Source organism: Arthrobacter sp. JUb119 (genome assembly GCF_024807995.1).
GTDB lineage: Bacteria > Actinomycetota > Actinomycetes > Actinomycetales > Micrococcaceae > Glutamicibacter.
In genome coordinates this window covers 324989-341778 of the sequence record NZ_JANUFE010000002.1, presented here as the reverse complement: position 1 = coordinate 341778, position 16790 = coordinate 324989, and the positions used below count along the sequence as shown (strand labels likewise).

Below are 16790 nucleotides of genomic sequence, written 5' to 3'. Positions count from 1 at the left end.
CACCCCGCGGTACTATTTGGCCGCTTCCTCCAGCATGGACTTCACCAGCGGTCCCGCCGTCTGGGCTCCGCCGTCTCCATCCTCGACGAACGCGGCAACCGCCAGATCGCCTTGGGCGGCGATGGCCCAGGCATGCGCGTTCTTTTCGCCGTCGTATTCGGCGGTGCCGCTCTTGCCGATGATCTTTCCGCTGCCTACTGCCTTCAGGTCCTCCAGGGTTCCGTGGTCCACGACCTCGGCCATCATGGTGGACAGCTGCCCTGCTTCCTCTTCGCTCAGCGTGGAAGCCGGCTTGGCAGGTGCCTGGGGTTCTGGCGCCAGGATCAGCTTGGGCTGCACTGTGGACTTCGCCTGGATCGATGCCATCACGGTGGCCATGCCCAGTGGCGATGCTTCCACCACGCCCTGGCCAATCATGTTCGCGGCCTGGGTGGTGCCTTCAGAATCTTCGGGCACCGAACCGAACACTGCGCCGGCACCGGTTCCGTCCTCTGCCAGCAAGCCGAGAGCAGCCGCGGCTTCAGCCAGGTTCTTGCCGCCAATTTCCGTTCCCTGATTCACAAAGACCGTGTTGCATGACTGCGCGATTGCTTCGGATAGCGGGATGGTGCCTACGGCGGCAGCAGGATAGCCGTCATAGTTCTTGAAGCTCTTGCCATCCACCACCGTGGTTGCCGGGCACTTGACCTCGGTGCCCGGTGTCGCTCCGTCACGCAGCATCGCCAAGGCGCTCACGACCTTGAAGGAAGAACCCGGTGCATAGGAAGCTTGCAAGGAGGTGTTCAGCCCGGAAGAAACCGGGCCCGAGGAGGCCGCGAGGACGCTGCCGTCAGAGGGCCGAATGACCACGATGGCAGAGTTCGATTCGGCTTCGGCCAGCAGTTCATCCGCGGTTTCCTGCAGTCCGGTGTCCAAAGTGGTCTTCAGGTCCTTGCCTGCTACCGGGGCTGCGGTGATCAGTTCCGCTACCGCTTCATCTTCAGCGTTGTACTGCGATACCGAGACTCCTGCAGTTCCCGCGAGGGTGTCATTGTAGGCGGCTTGCAATCCTGATTGGCCTACCTGGTCACCGGCCTTGACCTTGCCTTCAGACTTCTCGATATTCTCGGCGGTGGCCTTGCCAACGCTGCCTAGCAGCGGGCGGGCGAAGGAGCGAGTGGGTGCCAAGGGCAGCTCGTCGTTGTGGAAGCCGGCACCCGGAATGCCCTTGATTTCCTCGTCGGTGACTTCCCGCGTTGCGTCATCGCGCAAGACAATAGCTTCCACCCAGGCTTTGTCGCCAGCGGCCATCACTCGTTGCGCATAGGCCTGTTCATCGATGTCCACGAGCTTGGCCAGTTTCTTCGCCGAGCTTTCCCAGTTTTCTTTTCCGGTGTGGGTCTTATCCATGCCAACACGAATCACCGGCCGATTGGAGACAATGCTTTCGCCTTCAGCATCGGTGATGCTGCCTCGTGCTGCAGGGTCGAAGGCCGCTTTGAGGTAGTCGCCGGTTTCGAACTCAGGGGCAAGAATTGACGGGTCAAAGCGCAGTTTCCAGGAATCGGATTCCTTGTCGAATTCCCACACAGCCTGGGTGTCGTAGCTCAGATCCTTGTCCGACTTGTCGATATCCCATACCGTGGTGATGCTCGCGGTAGCTGTCTTGACCCCATCTTGCTCTTCTTCGTCTTCGGCCACCGAACGAACGGTGCTCGTGTGCTTGATTTCGCCCATGGCGCCAAAGGCAGTTTCCTGGGCTTTCGCTGCATCTTTCGGGCTGGTCCCAGCGAATTGCACTGAGCCGAAATCGCCGCTATTCATGGCGGATACCAGTGCATCGGCCGAAGGCGCCGGGTCTGGCGCGCCAGCGCTGCAGGCACTTAGTGCGCCCATGGCCAGGGACGCAACGGACAGGGCGGCAACACTTCGGCGAATAGCACTCATGGCGCCATTCTATTCACGCGCTCGGACAGACCACAACGTGTGTCCGCCGAAGTCATGGGCGGTTCACCTGGATCCAGGCTGAATCCTTCTTGGCTGCAGGCTATAGGCGTAGACAACCAATTCGATATCGGTGTTCGGCACAAACCAGTCGCGTTCGGGATAGTGGATGAATCCGAGGGATTCATACAGTCCCCGGGCAGAATCCCAGCTGCTGCCGGTAGTCAGGGAGACGGCATTGATTCCGGGAATGAGCCGGGCGCGCTCGATGGCGGCCTGCACCATGCTCCGGCCAACACCCCTGCGCTGCGCGGCCGGATCAACGCTGAGCATGCGGATTTCCAGCTCGTCCGCTCTGGCAATGTCCGCATAGTCGCTGCCCGCCCGGATCAAGGTCATGGAACCGATGATCTCTTCTTCCCGGCGCACCACGTAGATTTCGGTCTGGGCTGCACGCTCGGCCACCTTGCGCACGAAGTCCAGGTACTCGTTATCCGGGCTGTCGAAATGCCCAGCGGCAAAATAGGACTCTGCGGTCAGCTCCCCCACATGCTGGTAGTGCTCGGGAGCAGCCAGTTCAATCGACAAGTCGCCAATGCTGGTTGAAAAAGTTTGCGTGTCAGTCATGATGCTCCAAGTGTGCCACGAGCTCAGGGGGTTCCTGCACGTCACCGAGCCCAAGGCAAATGATGCTCTGGCTGAAATTTTTGCTGAGCAATTCTTCTCTGATCTGCAGTGATTCGCGGTGGGAAATAGCGCCTTGCGAATAACTGGGAGAAAAACTTGCCCGCAAGTTTGTTAATGGAGTTAACTAACCCTGTGACTTCCCCACGCAAGGACTGGAATGTGCTGTCGCACGGCAGCGCTATTTTGCCGTCCCATGGAAGGGAGCACAACCTCTCTCTGGTTCTGCAAACACTTTCGGACCAAGGCGCTTCGAGCCGTGCCGATCTGGCACGCGCTACCGGCCTGACACGTGTCACCGTCTCGGAACTGGTCGCGGAATTGATCAACCGCTCGCACGTCATTGAGACCGGGCAGCAAGAGCAAAAACGCCCCGGCAAGCCCTCCACCCTCGTCGATTTGAATCGCCCGGGGCTCAGGATCATCGGCGTGGACTTATCCGGCGTTGTCCCGTTCCGGGCGGCCATCATGGATCTGGATGGCGCCATCCTCAAGAGTTTTTCTGCCCAGGCACGTGAAGCAACCGGTGAGGCCGCGACGGTCCAGCTCCTGGAGCTGCTCGACACCGCACTAGCCGAATGCGACGCACCGGTTCTGGGCGTGGGCATTGGCTCGCCCGGCGTAGTGACCGATCGGGGAATTGTCCTCGCAGCCGAAAAGTTCGGTTGGCGCGACTACGACCTGCGATCTGCGGTCGAGCAGGCTACCGGCCTGGCCGCTCATGTCCTCAATGACGCCGACTGCGCCATCCTTTCCGAGCACACTTTCGGCCAAGGCAGCGACCACATGATCTTGCTGCGCCTGGGGCGCGGTGTAGGCTGCGGCGTCATCACCCACAACACCCTGGTGCGCGGCTCGGATTTCGCCGCCGGCGAGCTGGGCCATGTCCGCCAGCGTGCGCAGGACACTGTCTTATGCAGCTGCGGGCAAATCGGCTGCCTGGAAGCCTATGCTTCCGTTCCTGCAATCTGGAAGTCCCTGGCCGAGGGGGAACCAAAGGAACAGCTGGATCAGCGGATCGCCGCGTATCTTGCTGGCGCACTTGCCCCGCTTCTTTCGGTACTCGACATTCGCGATGTCATTTTCACCGGGACCCCGGAAGTCGTGGATCAGCCTCTCGCGCAAGCGCTACGCGAAGCACTGGCCCTGCGCTCGCATACGGCACGCGCCGAGAACTTCCGGCTTTCGCTGAGCGAAGATCCAGAGCATCTGGTGCTCCGAGGTTGCGCGGTCAACGTGCTATTCCATGAACTGGGGATCACCTAGCGGGGCCGCCCGGTTTCTCCATACCTGTATTCCACTAATCATCACTGCCAAGATCGGAGAGTGCCCACCATGCGAGTGCTCATTGGTTCATCCCCTGAAGAAGTTGCACGCATCGCTGCCGACAACGTGTTGGCCGGCCTGGCCCACCACAGCGCTGGAGCCCCCTCGAATTTGGGGCTTGCCACAGGTTCGTCTCCGTTGGGCCTGTACCGTGAACTTTCCCGTGCGGTCCAGGAAGGCCGTGCCGATTTCACCGATACCCAGGGTTTCGCCTTGGATGAGTACATCGGGATCCCGGACACCCACGAACAGTCCTACCGCCAGACGCTGATCAACGAGGTCTGCAATGTCATCGGCTTGCCTGCCCGCTGCCTGCATGTACCGCAGGGCATGGCCGCATCCGTGGAAGCCATCGAGACGGCGGCCCGGGCGTACGATGCCTCCATCGCCCAGGCCGGTGGCATCCACGTACAGATTCTGGGTATCGGATCCAATGGGCATCTGGGCTTCAACGAACCAGGCAGCGCGCTGCGAAGCCGCACCCGCATCAAGCGCCTCGCGGCCAATACCCGTGAAGACAACGCCCGGTTCTTCGACGGCATCGAGCACGTTCCCACCCACTGCGTCACCCAGGGACTAGGTACTATTCTTGACGCCAGCCGCTTGGTCCTGGTGGCTGTAGGCGCGGGCAAGGCCCGAGCCATTGCCGCTGCCGTAGAAGGGCCGCTGTCAGCTTCCTGCCCGGCATCCGTCCTGCAGCTGCACCAGGATGCCGTGGTAGTAGTTGATGAAGCGGCAGCCAAGGGGCTGAAACTGCGTGAATACTACGATGACGCGGCTGAGGAACTGACCGTCGTAGACCTCGTGGTCAGCTAAACCGCCCAGCCAATGGCATACTGAAGCCATGGCCGTCTACTTTGAATGCGTTACGCTTTGCGGTGCTTCACGTGCCGACCTCTTCGAGAAATCGCTCAGCATCGACGCGCACGCCGGTTCAATGGCCGATTCGCAGGAAAAGGCCGTGGCGGGGGTTACCAGCGGCACTATCGGATTAGGCGAGCAGGTCACCTGGCGTGCCAAGCATTTCGGCATCCCCTTCCGGATGACCTCGAGGATTTCCGACCTGGATGCCCCGCACACGTTCACCGACCAGCAGGAGCGAGGGCCTTTCAAGTCCTTCCACCACGTCCATGAATTCTACGAGTCGGACCAGGGGACGTTGATGGTGGACAAGATCCGCTTCAGCGCTCCATTGGGTCCCTTGGGCTGGCTAGCCGAGCGGCTCGTGCTTGGCTGGTACCTGCCCAAGCTCATCCGGATCCGCAACGACTACCTGGTCAACGCGCAAGGCTAATCCTGCTCGCTAGCGGTCCTGTGGCTCGATGACCACAGCCCACTGGCGCACCGCGCAGGAGTCGGATTCCCCGCATTCTCCGGTCAGCGGCTGCGCCTGGACTATGACGGCCATCGGGCTGGGCAATTCATTGGGAACCACCGGAGGCACATGGCTGAACGAACCGTCGGCGTTAACCGGGATCTTCAGATCCGGGCCTTGATCCGATATGGCTTCGCCCCGCTCCAAGATGACGGAGTACACGGTTGCAGTGCGGATTGGAAGTTGGATCCGAGGGCTCATCGCCGTCGGCCTGCGAGGGGAATTATTGACGGCTCCACGTGTACAGTGGATTAGTCGCCACGACGGCAGTAAACCGCTACCCCTATCAAGGCCAATGACCCCGATGCAGCAGACCTCGACAGCCAGCTCACCTCTTTCGGTGCGAAAAATCGCCTTAGTGGTTTCGCACGTGCTCTCCCCCATTATCCTGGCCACCGTGTTGCTGTTGGCAACGCCATGGCGGGATTCCTCAGTGCGCTGGACCGAGTCGATTGTTGCCGCCTTGTTCACCACGATTATTCCGTGGCTGATCCTGGCCGGGGCGAAACTGCGCGGCAAGGTCACCGATATGCACGTGACCGTACGGCGTCAGCGGCATGGGATCTATGCCTATACCGCAGGATTGATCCTGTGCGGCCTGCTCGTGCTGCGGGTCATGGATGCCGGTTCCGGGATCTTCCTCGAAGTGCTCAGCATCCTGCTTGGATTGGCGCTTGTTGCCGTGATCAATTTGTGGTGGAAGGTCTCGGTGCACCTGGCTGTGGGCACCTACGTTGTTTTGCAGGTGGCGGGACAGCAGGCCGAGCTGATGCCGCTAGTGGTGTTCTTCCTTGCGGTGCTTTCCTGGGCCCGGATCCGCAGCTGCCAGCACACCGCCACACAGGTGTGCGGCGGTGTAGCTGTGGGCATCGCCATCCATTACGCGCATCAGTGGATAGCAGCTTTGCTTCCCTAGGCGCTAGGCTCCGCGAGCTTGGCTGGATCCACCAATCCGGCGTACTGCCAGCCCGGGTTGCTGCTGGGCCTGCCTACCTGGCATCCGGCTTCCTCTGCAATCAGCGCGCCGGCAGCCCAGTCATACTCCTGGGTGCCATATTCGGCGTAGGCGTCCAAAGACCCCTCGGCCACCAGGCACAGGTCCAGCGCGGCCGAGCCGAGTCGGCGCACATTGACGTAGTCCTGGAGCATCTGCCCGAGCACTTGGGCTTGGAACTGGCGGCGCTGGGAATCATAGCCGAAGCCAGTTGCCAGGATCCTGGTCTCGGATTCGGCCGGCCCGGTGAGCTGTGTGAGCTTCCCGGATCGCAGATCAAGCTTCCATGCACCCAATCCCTTTCCGGCGAAGTATTCCACCTGCAATGCAGGGGCGACGATGGCCGCGGCTACCCAGGTCTCGCTGCCATCCTCGTTGCGTTGGCAGACGCCCACCGAGGAGCAGTAATAGGCGATGTTGCGCACGAAGTTCGTGGTGCCATCCAGCGGATCAATGCTCCAGCGCAAGCCGCTCGGGTTCGCAGGCTTGGCACTTGGATATTCCTCGCCGGTCAATTCGTCGTTGGGCCGGGAGGTCAGGATGGCCGCGCGAATTGCTTCCTCGGCGGCACGGTCGAAGTCGGTCACCCAGTCCCCGGCCGCCGATTTGTCGGTGAGGTTGAACTGCGATTCATCGCGGCGGTTGAGTACTTCGGCGCCGGCGGCGGCGGCCCGGCGGGCAACCATTACCAGCGGATCATGAGTCACTGCGCGGTCCATTTCTAGCCTTCCGTTAGTGCGGCGAGGGCTACCTCGCGCGCTGCGTCTGGGCCCTGTTCAAGCAGGACGCCGAATCCGGTTTCGTCCAGTACCGGAACACCCAGGGACTGGGCTTTGTCCAGCTTTGACCCTGCGGCTTCGCCGGCCACCAGGAAGTCCGTCTTCTTCGAAACGCTGCCGGTGGCCTTGCCGCCACGGACAATGATCGCTTCCTTGGCGGTATCGCGGGAATAGTGTTCCAAGGTACCGGTCACCACAATGGCCAAGCCTTCGAGGTTCTTGGTGATGTTCGCATCTTGCTCGTCTTCCATCTTCACCCCAGCGGCCTGCCAGGAGGAGACAATTTCACGGTGCCAATCCACCTTGAACCAGTCCACCAGCGCGTCGGCAATGATTGATCCGACGGAATCGATTTCGCTCAGTTCAGCCTCGGCGTTGCCCGAGTCAAGGACCTCGAGCAGGGCATCCATGGAGCCGTAGCGGGTGGCAATGGCCCGCGAAGCGTTCGGGCCAACGTGGCGGATGGACAGTGCCACCAGCACGCGCCACAGCGGGTTGCCCTTGGCCTTTTCCAGCTCATCGAGCAGCTTCATGGTGCTCTTGGTTGGTTCTGACGGCTTCTTGGCGGTGGCCTTGGAGTAGAAGTACGGGACGAGCTCGAAAATGCCGGTGCCTTCCCCCTTGGAACGCTTTTCCCGCCATACCTTCACCTCGCCAAGCTCGTCGAGCATGTCCTTGAGGTTGAACAGTTCGGCTTCATTCTTCAGCGGGCCGGAGCCAGCAGGCAGAATGATGCCGCCCTGGGTGGCAGGGTCCTCGCCCGGACCGCTGGTCAGGGCCGCTGCTGCTTCGTAGCCCAGCGCCTCGATATCAAGGGCGCTGCGTCCGCCGAGGTAGGCCACGCGTTCGGTGAGCTGGGCCGGGCAGGATTCAGCGTTGAGGCAACGAATGTCCACATCGCCTTCCTTGGCCGGCGCCAGTGGCTGCCCGCAGGATGGGCATTCGACAGGCATGACGAAATCACGCAGGTCATCGTTGCCCTCACGCAGTGGCAGCACCGGGCCAACAATTTCAGGAATGACGTCTCCCGCCTTGCGCAGGATAATGGTGTCGCCAATCTTGACGTTCTTCGCCTTGACGACTTCCTGGTTGTGCAGGGTCGCGCGGGCAACGGTGGAGCCAGCGACGAGGACCGGTTCCATCACGCCGAAAGGCGTCACGCGGCCGGTGCGCCCCACCTGGACCTGGATGTCCAGCAGCTTGGTGTGCACTTCTTCTGGCGGGTACTTGTAGGCGACAGCCCAGCGTGGAACACGCGAGGTGTAGCCCAGCTGTTCCTGGGTGGCCAGGTCATCGACCTTGATGACGATGCCATCGATGTCATGGATCAAGTCGTGGCGCTTCTCGCCGTGCTCGGCAATGTAGTCCTTGGCTTCCTGGCGGCTGCCGACAACGCGGCCGTAGGGCGAAACCGGAAGACCCCAGTTGCGCATCAGCTCGTAAGCCTGGGACTGTTCAGCAAGGTTGAAATCGCGGCTGCGGCCCAGTCCGTGCACGAACATGCGCAGCGGACGCTTGGCAGTCTGTTCCGGGTCCTTCTGGCGCAAGGACCCGGCGGCCGCGTTGCGCGGGTTGGCCAGGGGCGCCTTGCCCTGGGCAATCAACGCTTCGTTGAACTTGTTGAAGTCATCGGTGGCAATGAAAACTTCGCCGCGGACTTCGAATTCTTCGGGCCAGCCGGTGCCGGACAACTCCTGCGGGATGTCGCCGATGGTCAGCGCATTGTGGGTAACGTCTTCACCGGTGGTGCCGTCGCCGCGGGTAGCTGCACGCACCAGCTTGCCCTGGCGGTAGGTCAGGTTCAGTGCCAGGCCATCGATTTTGACTTCGCACAGCCACTTGACCGGGGTTTGCGGGTGCAGGCGTTCGGCATTGACCTGGGCACGTTCGAGCCACGCTTCGAGTTCATCAAGTGAGAAAACGTCTTCCAGCGAGTACATGCGGCTTGCGTGGGTGACCGATGCGAAGGCGGCGGAAACTTCGCCGCCGACTTCCTGCGTGGGCGAATCCTGTCCAGCCAGGATGGGATAGGTTGCCTCGAGCAGCTGGAGCTCATGGAACAACGCATCGTATTGCGCGTCGGAGACCAGAGGAGCATCGTTTTGGTAGTACGCCTCGCGGTGGGCACGGATCTGCTCGACCAGCTGTTCATAGCGGGACTTGTCAGCTTCTGGCGGAACGTTGGTGGCCTCAACTGGTGTTACGTCTTTTTCACTCACGTATTCAATTGTGCCCCACCGGCGGACAGTTTAGCTGGCTTGGAGCCCTAGTTCCCGGGTGCGTCAATTTGCGCGGACTCGGCTGCCAGCACATCAAGGACAATCACCGCGATGTTGTCCCGGCCGCCAGCTTCCAGTGCGGCCCCGGTGAGAATCCGGGCCGCTTCGGTGCGGTCCTTGTAGTTCACCAGCAAGGTCTGCAAGATGTCTTCGGTCAGTTCGCCCGAGAGCCCGTCGCTGCACAGCATGTAGCGGTCGCCGATGCGCGGCTGCAAGACGGTGAGATCCGGCTGGCTTTCGGCGCCGGCGCCAAGCGCACGGGTAATCAGATTCCGGTGCGGATGATTGCGGGCTTCCAACTCGGTGATCTGCCCGGCATCCACCATTTCCTGCACGGCCGAGTGGTCACGGGTCAGCTGCTGCAGGGCGCCATCACGCAACCGGTATCCGCGCGAGTCCCCCACATTGACCAGCAACAGGCTCGGGATTTCATCGGCGACTACCGGGATCGGCTCGGTAGCTGGAGCCAAACTGGCGCGGTGGTTCTCCAGCATTTGCGGAGTGATCTTGGAGATGACATCGGTGTTCTGCGTCATCGCGAAACTTGAGGTCCAGGGCGGCACCGCGGCCAGTGGAGCGGTCACATTGTCCCGGCCTTTGCCCGGGGTCTTGATCTGCACCATTGCGCACAAGGTAGTGCCGCCACGTGATTCAAGCGCTTCGCGAATGCGGTCATCAGCCAGTTGCACCTGGCGCTGGACATCCGGCACGGATGGCAGTTTCCGAACCGACGTCTTATTGGCGAAGGTGCAGATTTCCTGCATGGTTTCCACCGCAAGCTGGCTGGCCACCTCGCCAGCTTCGTGACCGCCCATGCCGTCGGCTACCGCATACACGATGTCGTGCATCAGGATGCGGTCCTGGTTTTGCGTTCGTTTCCGGCCCACGTCCGTCAGCCCTGCCGCGGCGAGGATGAACGGTACCGGTGCTGGTTCTTTAGCCACTAGTCAATCACCAGTCCTGCTCCCTCGCCTGCGGAGAGCTCATAGGGTTGAATGTCTCCAAAGCCGCGCACCGCGGTGATTTCCTGGGCGGTGAGCACAAAGCGTGCGTCATTGCGCAGGGTGTTTGCGGTAATCGCGTCGGTCAGCACGGTGCCCGGTTCCGCCAGCGAGGTCAGCCGAGCCGCCATGTTCACCGTAGGACCATAGATATCGCCCAGGCGTGAGAGCAGCCGGCCCCAGACCACCGCGCCGCGGGTTTGCGGGAAGAGCTCGTCCTTGGCCAGCTCGCGCGACAAGGACAGCGCAATCTCGGCGCCGGCCTGCGGGGTTTCGGCCACGTAGAGCACTTCATCGCCAATGGTCTTGACCAGGCGGCCACCGCCCACGGAAATGACTTCGGCGCATTTGGCTTCGAAGCGCTGCACCAGCTGGGCCAGGGTGCGCTCGTTCATGCGGCGCGACAGCGAAGTGTAGGAGACCAGGTCGGCAAAGCCCACCGCACGGGCCAGTGGCAGCGGGGTGCCGCCATCTTCGTCGCCACGGTCTTGGTTGTAGGCAGCCACTCCGGTTTCCACCCGCAATGCCATGCGGTGCACGGCAGAGTTCAGCTGGCGGCGCCATGAGTAGAGCAGCAGGTCTTCAATCGCTGGAATGATTTCGGGCAGCAGGCCGAAAAGCTGGCGGCGCGCCTGGCGATCCGACATGTTCTGGTTGGCGATCATGTCCTCAACCAGTGCTTCGATCTGCCACACCACCATGCGGTCAGTCATCTGGCCAACCGAACGCATCAGGGAAATGGCGGTTTCTTCGGTCAGCTTGCCTTCGCGGACCATCCCCACCATGGTGCCCAGGGCTTCCTTGTCGGCCTGGGTGAAGAACACTTCATCATCGCTGAGTTCAGGGAAGCCGATGGCGCGCCAGAGCTTGCGCGCGGAGTGCAGGGAAACACCGGCCTCGGAAGCGACCTCGCGGCGACGGAATTCGCGTTGGCCGCCGATGAGCCGCCTTTCCAGCGAAGCGACGGTGTCGCGGACAGCGTCGGGGGTGTGGGCCGGAATGCGCAAGGGGCCTTCCATGGCCTGCGCAAGTTCGAAAATTGGATCCGACTCGGCCGGTGTGGCCACAGGGGGGTGCTGGCGGGCGCCGCGGACAGCCTCGGCGGCGGACTGCGGAGAGTCTGCTCGGGGTGTGTTGGTGTGCTCGGTGCTCATGCCCCCATGCCCTCACTGTTCGTCGTTTCGGTGTGCGCCGCATTCTGGTTGCTGCGCAGGTTCGCCATCGCCTCCATTGCCAGGGAACGGAAATACGGTACCGAGGGGACATGTGAGAGTCTCACGTATCCCTGGTTCAGCACGATATCCAAGGTTCCCGCACGCGTCATGGTGTTCTTCGCCTTGCTGTGCGCGACGAGGTCGCGAACTGTAAATAATCCTACAGATTGCAGCTTGCCATCGTTGTATGTGGGCCGGAACATGATCCGCTCGGTGGTCAAGACGATTTGGCTGCGTAGCCACCGGGCCCAGGGAATCACGCTCCAGATCAGCACCAGTGCGGCCCAGAGAACCACCGAAACGACCATCCACACATTCGCGTTGCCAGCTAGCCAGTCCGAGAGATCGTCCCGGGAGAGATAGCCCAACGAGAAGGTGCACACGGCAGTCAATACGAGGAAGGCTCCCACGGGCTGGCGCAGCACTCGCGAATGTTCACGAGTTTTGATAATCACTCGTTCCCTTTCATGCAGCGGCAACTTCATCGTGTTGTTCCTCGCCCCTCCTGTTCTCGACTCCGTGTTTCGGTCATCATCTCCAATAATAGTCCCGGGCCAAGACCCAAGTCTGGTTAGGCATACTTTCCGTCGGCGCGCCGTACGTGGTGCACGTCCCCTGCCATCACGTGCTTCCGCTGCCCGGTTCCATATTCCAGGACCAACGAGCCGTCTGCGCCCAACTCGACCGCGTTGCCAACCAGCGTGGATCCATCGGGGAATTCCACACGCACTTCATGTCCCAGTGTGGCCAGCTTGTCGCTGACGAGCTGGCGCAAAGATTTTCCATTATTTCCCGGCAACGGCATCTGCGCAAAGCCGCCGACCCGGCGGAAACCCTGATCCAGTGCTGCGAATTGCTTCAGGTACTCAGCCAGCAGTTCGGTGCGGTCCAAGTTCTGGGCGCCAGCCAAACGCAGGGACGTCGCGGTGGGCACCGGAAGCTCTTCCCGGTTCTGGTTCACGTTGATTCCGGTGCCAACCACTACCCCGTAGCCGTTGCCAGTTGGAACCATTTGCGCCAGTATGCCGCAGACTTTCTGCTCTCCGGCCAACAAATCGTTGGGCCATTTGATGCCCAAGGGAACGCCGCCGATATTCTCGGCGGCTCGGCTCCAGGCCAAGGCCGCAAGCATGGTGTACCAAGACAGGGATTCGGCAGGGAAGCTGGGACCGGGCACCGCCAAGACACTGACGGTCAGGGAGGATCCTGCCGGAGTTACCCATTCACGGCCCAAACGCCCTTTGCCTGCCTGCTGGTGCTCCGTGAAGTACACGCTGAGGTGGCCGGCATCCCCATTGCCAGCCAGTTGCGCCAACTCGGTATTGGTTGAACCGGAGGTTGGCTTGATATTAACCAGCCCCAATTCCAGCTGGGCGGTGAGCTCGGTGAAGAGCCGGGAATCGAGAACTGCGCGGTCGGTGCCATGCGGGTTTTCCATACCTCCAACCCTATGGCACCGGCCGATGATTATGCTTAGTACTGCCTCGTCATCTGCCTAGAGGAAGATGTCTTCAACCAGCGGGACTTCGGGGTTCAAGGTGTACTTCTCCAGGTCCGTCTCGCCAGCCAGCGTCAGCACCTGTCCATCCGTGAAGAAGTTTCCGCTGACTCCGGCTGGCGGGCTGGCAAGAATGGCCATGGCGGCATCTGCCACGACCGAAGCATCGCGCGCTCCCTGAACCATTTCCTGTCCGCCCGGCAGGTTCCGGATGGCTGCGGTATCGATCAGGGTTTCGGGCCAGAGCGAGTTCACGCCGACGCCATCGTCCTTCAGCTCTTCGGCCAGGCCAAGGGTGGTCAGCGACATGCCGTATTTGGCCATGGTGTAGGCCAAATGCCGTCCAGCCCACTTCGGTTCCAGGTTCAATGGCGGGGAGAGGGTGAGTACATGGGCATGCTCGGAGGCGCGCAGGTACGGGAGCGCGGACTTTGAGAGCAGGAAGGTGCCGCGGACGTTGATGTCCTGCATCAGGTCGTAGCGCTTCATATCAAGCTGATCGGTCTTGGCCAGGTTGATGGCCGAGGCGTTGTTGACCACAATGTCGATGCCGCCGAACTTTGCCACGGCCTCTTCCACCGCGCGCTGCACATCGGCGTCCACGCGGACATCGCCAACTACGGCCAGGCCCTTGCCACCTGCTTCTTCGATTTGCGCAACGGCGGTGTGGATGGTCCCTTCCAGTGCCGGATGCGGCGTATCGGTCTTGGACAGCAGGACCACATTGGCCCCATGCTTGGCTGCGGCCAGGGCGATAGCCAGGCCGATGCCGCGGCTACCGCCGCTCATCAGGATGGTGCGGTTTTCCAGGTTCCCGGGAACAGGTGCGATAAGAGTGCGCGATTCACTAGTCATGTGATATAGATTACGCGACAGTCCGCCACTAAGCTACTGTTCAGTAACTTATTCTGGCGTGCCACGCACCAGATATCGGGCCATTTTGTAAGATTCCTACAAACAAATGAGCTGTTTGCCCAGCTAGACTGGCTTAGTTGGCATTTTTCTTGTGCCATTCCTACACATTGAAGACAACTCGAGGGAGTCGAAGGCATGACGCAGGGCAGAACCGAGGCAGCCGAGTCAATCGACCTGTCCACCACCGCCGGAAAGCTTGCTGAGTTCCGCCGCCGCCAGAAGCTCTCTAAAGCGCCAAGTGGCGAAGCAGCGATTGAAAAGCAGCACTCCCGCGGCAAGCACACTGCCCGCGAACGCATTGAAATGCTCATGGACGAGGATTCCTTCGTTGAGTTCGACGCCCTCGCAGTCCACCGCTCCACCGCCTTCGGCATGGAGAAGAAGAAGCCATTAGGCGATGGCCTGGTCTCCGGCTACGGCACCGTCGATGGCCGCCTGGTGGCTGTCTACTCCCAGGACTTCACCGTCTACGGCGGCTCCCTGTCCCAGGTCAATGGCGAGAAAATCGTCAAGGTCCAGGAATTTGCGCTGCGCAACGGCTGCCCAGTTGTCGGCATCCTGGATGGCGGAGGTGCCCGCATCCAAGAAGGCGTCGCTTCCCTGGCCATGTTCGCCGACATCTTCCGCAACAATGTCCATGCCTCGGGCGTTGTCCCGCAGATCTCGCTGATCATGGGCCCATCGGCCGGTGGTGCAGCGTACTCCCCTGCACTGACCGACTACGTGATCATGGTCGACAAGACCAGCCACATGTTCATCACCGGTCCGGACGTCATCAAGACGGTTACCGGCGAGGAAATCGACATGGAAACCCTGGGCGGCGCCCGCCAGCACAACGCCAATACCGGTACCGCCACCTATCTTGCGTCCGATGAAGAAGACGCCGTGGAGTTCTGCAAGGAACTGCTGGACTTCCTCCCGTCGTCCAACCTCTCGGATCCGCTGATTGCCGAATTCGATGAAGAGCTGGATATCACTGCCGAGGACCTGGAGCTCGATACGCTCATCCCGGACTCCGCCAACCAGCCTTATGACATGCGCACGGTCATCGAGTCGGTTGTCGACGACGAGCATTTCTTTGAAATGCAGTCGCTGTACGCACCGAACGTGATGATTGGCTACGCCCGCATCGAAGGGCGCACCGTGGGCATCGTCGCCAACCAGCCAATGCAGTTCGCTGGCACCTTGGATATCGCCGCCTCGGAAAAAGCTGCCCGCTTCGTGCGCAACTGCGACGCCTTCAACATCCCGATCCTCACCTTCGTGGACGTGCCAGGCTTCCTGCCGGGCAAGGACCAGGAATTCCAGGGCATCATCCGCCGCGGTGCGAAGCTGCTCTACGCCTACGCCGAGGCCACGGTGCCGAAGCTGACCGTGATCACCCGCAAGGCCTACGGCGGAGCGTACATCGTGATGGGTTCGAAGAAGCTGGGCGCGGACCTGAACCTGGCTTGGCCTACCGCGCAAATCGGCGTGATGGGTGCCCAGGGCGCAGTGAACATCCTCTACCGCCGCGATCTGGCCGCAGTGGAAGCCGAAGGCGGAGACGTCGAGGCCCGCCGCAAGCAGATTATCGACGACTACGAGGCCGAACTGCTCAACCCCTACCAGGCGGCGGAGCTGGGTTACGTGGATGCGGTCATCGCCCCGAGCGAGACCCGCTTCCAGCTGGTTCGCGGCCTGCGCGCGCTGCGCGAGAAGCACGTTAGCCTGCCTCCGAAGAAGCATGGCAACATCCCGCTGTAAGCAGCAGTGCCTGCCCGCCTAGTACCAGCTAAAACCAATAAGGAGCACTCCCATGGAACAGAACGCTGCGTTGCCTGTTGCCCCGCAGATCCGCGTCACCAAGGGAAACCCCAGTGACGAGGAAGTGGCGGTAGTTACCGCGCTGCTCGCTGCCATGGGCAATACTCCGGCTCCTGCACCAGAAGCCGCAGAGCCCAAAAAGCGTGTAGCCCGGATCCGCAGGCGCCGGGCGCTGGCCCCGCGTTTGGGCTGGACTATTGGCCGGCGCTAAGGCCTGCTGAAAGCGATGGCCCGGAACGTTCCCTAGCGGAATTTTCCGGGCCATTGCTCTGTGCAGCGCCGCTGGCAACCTAGTCTTCGTCGGGAACTTCGAAGTCCAAGATGGCTAGGTCTGCACGAGTCACCAGATGCGAACTCACAGCATGTTCCACCAGTCGCGCCCTGCGGTTGGTGGCCAATTTTCCAGGCCCCCCGCGCAGCCCGGCCACGCCGGCCTTGTCCAATTTGTCGCAGACGTTATCGAGTTTGCGATTGAACTTCGTAATTCCCCACCCCAGCCGGGCGGCGGCAGCGGCACTCGTGGGAATTGAACTCAAGCCAGTGCCTTCACGGCGCAGCATCGGCTCAGCCAGGACAACGACCAAGGCCCGCTGGGCACTGGTCAGCAGCACCGGGCCAATGGTAGTCTCGCCCGAAGCGTCGTAGTCCATGTAGGCCTGCCGGAATGCCGGCTGCGCAACATGAATCGATAGCTCGTAGGTGGTGGGACCGGCGGTGAAAACCACGCCCACCCGGTTCAGCACCAGGGGCAGGCTCGATTCCGGCGAGAGCCAGGCCTGCAGTCCGCCGGTACGGTCAGCAATCGTCGCGGTCAGCCGGCTACCGACGTTATTAAGCCACCACAGCCCGCTTTGCTTGGTAATCGTCAAGAAGTGCCGGTGCAAGTAGGGATTGTCGTCGATGGCCAGATCGCCTTCTCGGCCGATGGTGAAGGGCTTGGCGTCTTGGACAGGATAATACTGTCCGCAGTACTCGATAGTTACTTCACTCATCTCT

Annotated in this window: 17 protein-coding genes; 6 read left to right on the top strand and 11 right to left on the bottom strand. The window is 61.4% G+C overall.

The window, feature by feature from the left end; translation table 11 throughout:
• Nucleotides 1-12: 12 nt before the first annotated feature.
• Nucleotides 13-1926 carry a penicillin-binding transpeptidase domain-containing protein gene (locus M2368_RS07565; RefSeq protein ID WP_133833019.1) on the bottom strand — a complete coding sequence of 638 codons (1914 nt, stop codon included), beginning with the start codon at nucleotides 1924-1926 and terminating at the stop codon, nucleotides 13-15.
• 63 nt (nucleotides 1927-1989) lie between these two features.
• Nucleotides 1990-2550, bottom strand: coding sequence for a GNAT family N-acetyltransferase (locus M2368_RS07560; RefSeq protein WP_133833020.1), 561 nt, complete (start codon nucleotides 2548-2550; stop codon nucleotides 1990-1992).
• Nucleotides 2551-2742: 192 nt separating this feature from the next.
• Here M2368_RS07560 and M2368_RS07555 point away from each other — a divergent pair, with 192 nt between their 5' ends.
• The 3 genes from M2368_RS07555 (at nucleotide 2743) to M2368_RS07545 (ending at nucleotide 5227) form a co-directional block, all read left to right on the top strand.
• Complete coding sequence (locus tag M2368_RS07555; protein ID WP_166650656.1) at nucleotides 2743-3873, top strand: ROK family transcriptional regulator; 1131 nt, start codon at nucleotides 2743-2745, stop codon at nucleotides 3871-3873.
• A 69-nt stretch (nucleotides 3874-3942) separates the two neighbouring features.
• On the top strand, nucleotides 3943-4749 hold the full coding sequence (locus tag M2368_RS07550; RefSeq protein ID WP_402696649.1) for a glucosamine-6-phosphate deaminase: 807 nt from the start codon (nucleotides 3943-3945) through the stop codon (nucleotides 4747-4749).
• 28 nt (nucleotides 4750-4777) lie between these two features.
• Nucleotides 4778-5227, top strand: coding sequence for an SRPBCC family protein (locus M2368_RS07545; protein WP_133833022.1), 450 nt, complete (start codon nucleotides 4778-4780; stop codon nucleotides 5225-5227).
• Between the two features lie 9 nt (nucleotides 5228-5236).
• Here the strand turns inward: M2368_RS07545 and M2368_RS07540 are convergent, their stop codons facing one another.
• Nucleotides 5237-5470, bottom strand: coding sequence for a hypothetical protein (locus M2368_RS07540; RefSeq protein ID WP_498724305.1), 234 nt, complete (start codon nucleotides 5468-5470; stop codon nucleotides 5237-5239).
• Between the two features lie 196 nt (nucleotides 5471-5666).
• On the opposite strand from M2368_RS07540, the gene M2368_RS07535 reads away from it, so the two are divergent.
• A complete protein-coding gene (locus tag M2368_RS07535; protein ID WP_133833024.1) occupies nucleotides 5667-6224 on the top strand; it encodes a hypothetical protein in 558 nt (185 codons plus the stop codon).
• On the opposite strand, the gene M2368_RS07530 is transcribed toward M2368_RS07535, so the two are convergent.
• From M2368_RS07530 to M2368_RS07500, 7 genes are all read right to left on the bottom strand, one after another.
• Nucleotides 6221-7021, bottom strand: a complete 801-nt coding sequence (locus tag M2368_RS07530; protein WP_105657144.1) for an inositol monophosphatase family protein — start codon at nucleotides 7019-7021, stop codon at nucleotides 6221-6223. The genes M2368_RS07535 and M2368_RS07530 overlap by 4 nt on opposite strands.
• A gap of 2 nt (nucleotides 7022-7023) precedes the next feature.
• Nucleotides 7024-9300: an NAD-dependent DNA ligase LigA gene (gene ligA / locus M2368_RS07525; RefSeq protein WP_286172049.1), complete on the bottom strand. Its 2277-nt coding sequence runs from the start codon at nucleotides 9298-9300 to the stop codon at nucleotides 7024-7026.
• A 47-nt stretch (nucleotides 9301-9347) separates the two neighbouring features.
• Nucleotides 9348-10304: a PP2C family protein-serine/threonine phosphatase gene (locus M2368_RS07520; protein WP_402696454.1), complete on the bottom strand. Its 957-nt coding sequence runs from the start codon at nucleotides 10302-10304 to the stop codon at nucleotides 9348-9350.
• Nucleotides 10304-11515: an adenylate/guanylate cyclase domain-containing protein gene (locus M2368_RS07515; RefSeq protein WP_105657141.1), complete on the bottom strand. Its 1212-nt coding sequence runs from the start codon at nucleotides 11513-11515 to the stop codon at nucleotides 10304-10306. Before M2368_RS07515 ends, M2368_RS07520 begins: the two co-directional genes overlap by 1 nt.
• Nucleotides 11512-12060 (bottom strand): hypothetical protein, encoded by a 549-nt coding sequence (locus tag M2368_RS07510; RefSeq protein WP_133833027.1) that lies wholly within the window; start codon nucleotides 12058-12060, stop codon nucleotides 11512-11514. Before M2368_RS07510 ends, M2368_RS07515 begins: the two co-directional genes overlap by 4 nt.
• A gap of 86 nt (nucleotides 12061-12146) precedes the next feature.
• Nucleotides 12147-13013, bottom strand: a complete 867-nt coding sequence (locus M2368_RS07505; RefSeq protein WP_402696456.1) for a biotin--[acetyl-CoA-carboxylase] ligase — start codon at nucleotides 13011-13013, stop codon at nucleotides 12147-12149.
• A gap of 57 nt (nucleotides 13014-13070) precedes the next feature.
• Complete coding sequence (locus M2368_RS07500; protein WP_133833029.1) at nucleotides 13071-13928, bottom strand: SDR family oxidoreductase; 858 nt, start codon at nucleotides 13926-13928, stop codon at nucleotides 13071-13073.
• 195 nt (nucleotides 13929-14123) lie between these two features.
• Between M2368_RS07500 and M2368_RS07495 the strand changes: the two genes are divergently transcribed.
• Together M2368_RS07495 and M2368_RS07490 are read left to right on the top strand one after the other, a co-directional pair.
• Nucleotides 14124-15734 (top strand): acyl-CoA carboxylase subunit beta, encoded by a 1611-nt coding sequence (locus tag M2368_RS07495; RefSeq protein WP_105657137.1) that lies wholly within the window; start codon nucleotides 14124-14126, stop codon nucleotides 15732-15734.
• Nucleotides 15735-15786: 52 nt separating this feature from the next.
• Nucleotides 15787-16005, top strand: coding sequence for an acyl-CoA carboxylase subunit epsilon (locus M2368_RS07490; protein ID WP_105657136.1), 219 nt, complete (start codon nucleotides 15787-15789; stop codon nucleotides 16003-16005).
• Between the two features lie 79 nt (nucleotides 16006-16084).
• On the opposite strand, the gene M2368_RS07485 is transcribed toward M2368_RS07490, so the two are convergent.
• Nucleotides 16085-16786, bottom strand: coding sequence for a hypothetical protein (locus M2368_RS07485; protein ID WP_133833030.1), 702 nt, complete (start codon nucleotides 16784-16786; stop codon nucleotides 16085-16087).
• Between the last annotated feature and the right edge of the window lie 4 nt (nucleotides 16787-16790).

Coding starts and splice junctions, on each gene's coding strand:
- M2368_RS07565 (WP_133833019.1), bottom strand. CDS start 1,926: ATGAGTGCTATTCGCCGAAGTGTTGCCGCCCTGTCCGTTGCGTCCCTG.
- M2368_RS07560 (WP_133833020.1), bottom strand. CDS start 2,550: ATGACTGACACGCAAACTTTTTCAACCAGCATTGGCGACTTGTCGATT.
- M2368_RS07550 (WP_402696649.1), top strand. CDS start 3,943: ATGCGAGTGCTCATTGGTTCATCCCCTGAAGAAGTTGCACGCATCGCT.
- M2368_RS07545 (WP_133833022.1), top strand. CDS start 4,778: ATGGCCGTCTACTTTGAATGCGTTACGCTTTGCGGTGCTTCACGTGCC.
- M2368_RS07530 (WP_105657144.1), bottom strand. CDS start 7,021: ATGGACCGCGCAGTGACTCATGATCCGCTGGTAATGGTTGCCCGCCGG.
- M2368_RS07515 (WP_105657141.1), bottom strand. CDS start 11,515: ATGAGCACCGAGCACACCAACACACCCCGAGCAGACTCTCCGCAGTCC.
- M2368_RS07510 (WP_133833027.1), bottom strand. CDS start 12,060: ATGAAGTTGCCGCTGCATGAAAGGGAACGAGTGATTATCAAAACTCGT.
- M2368_RS07505 (WP_402696456.1), bottom strand. CDS start 13,013: ATGGAAAACCCGCATGGCACCGACCGCGCAGTTCTCGATTCCCGGCTC.
- M2368_RS07500 (WP_133833029.1), bottom strand. CDS start 13,928: ATGACTAGTGAATCGCGCACTCTTATCGCACCTGTTCCCGGGAACCTG.
- M2368_RS07495 (WP_105657137.1), top strand. CDS start 14,124: ATGACGCAGGGCAGAACCGAGGCAGCCGAGTCAATCGACCTGTCCACC.
- M2368_RS07490 (WP_105657136.1), top strand. CDS start 15,787: ATGGAACAGAACGCTGCGTTGCCTGTTGCCCCGCAGATCCGCGTCACC.
- M2368_RS07485 (WP_133833030.1), bottom strand. CDS start 16,786: ATGAGTGAAGTAACTATCGAGTACTGCGGACAGTATTATCCTGTCCAA.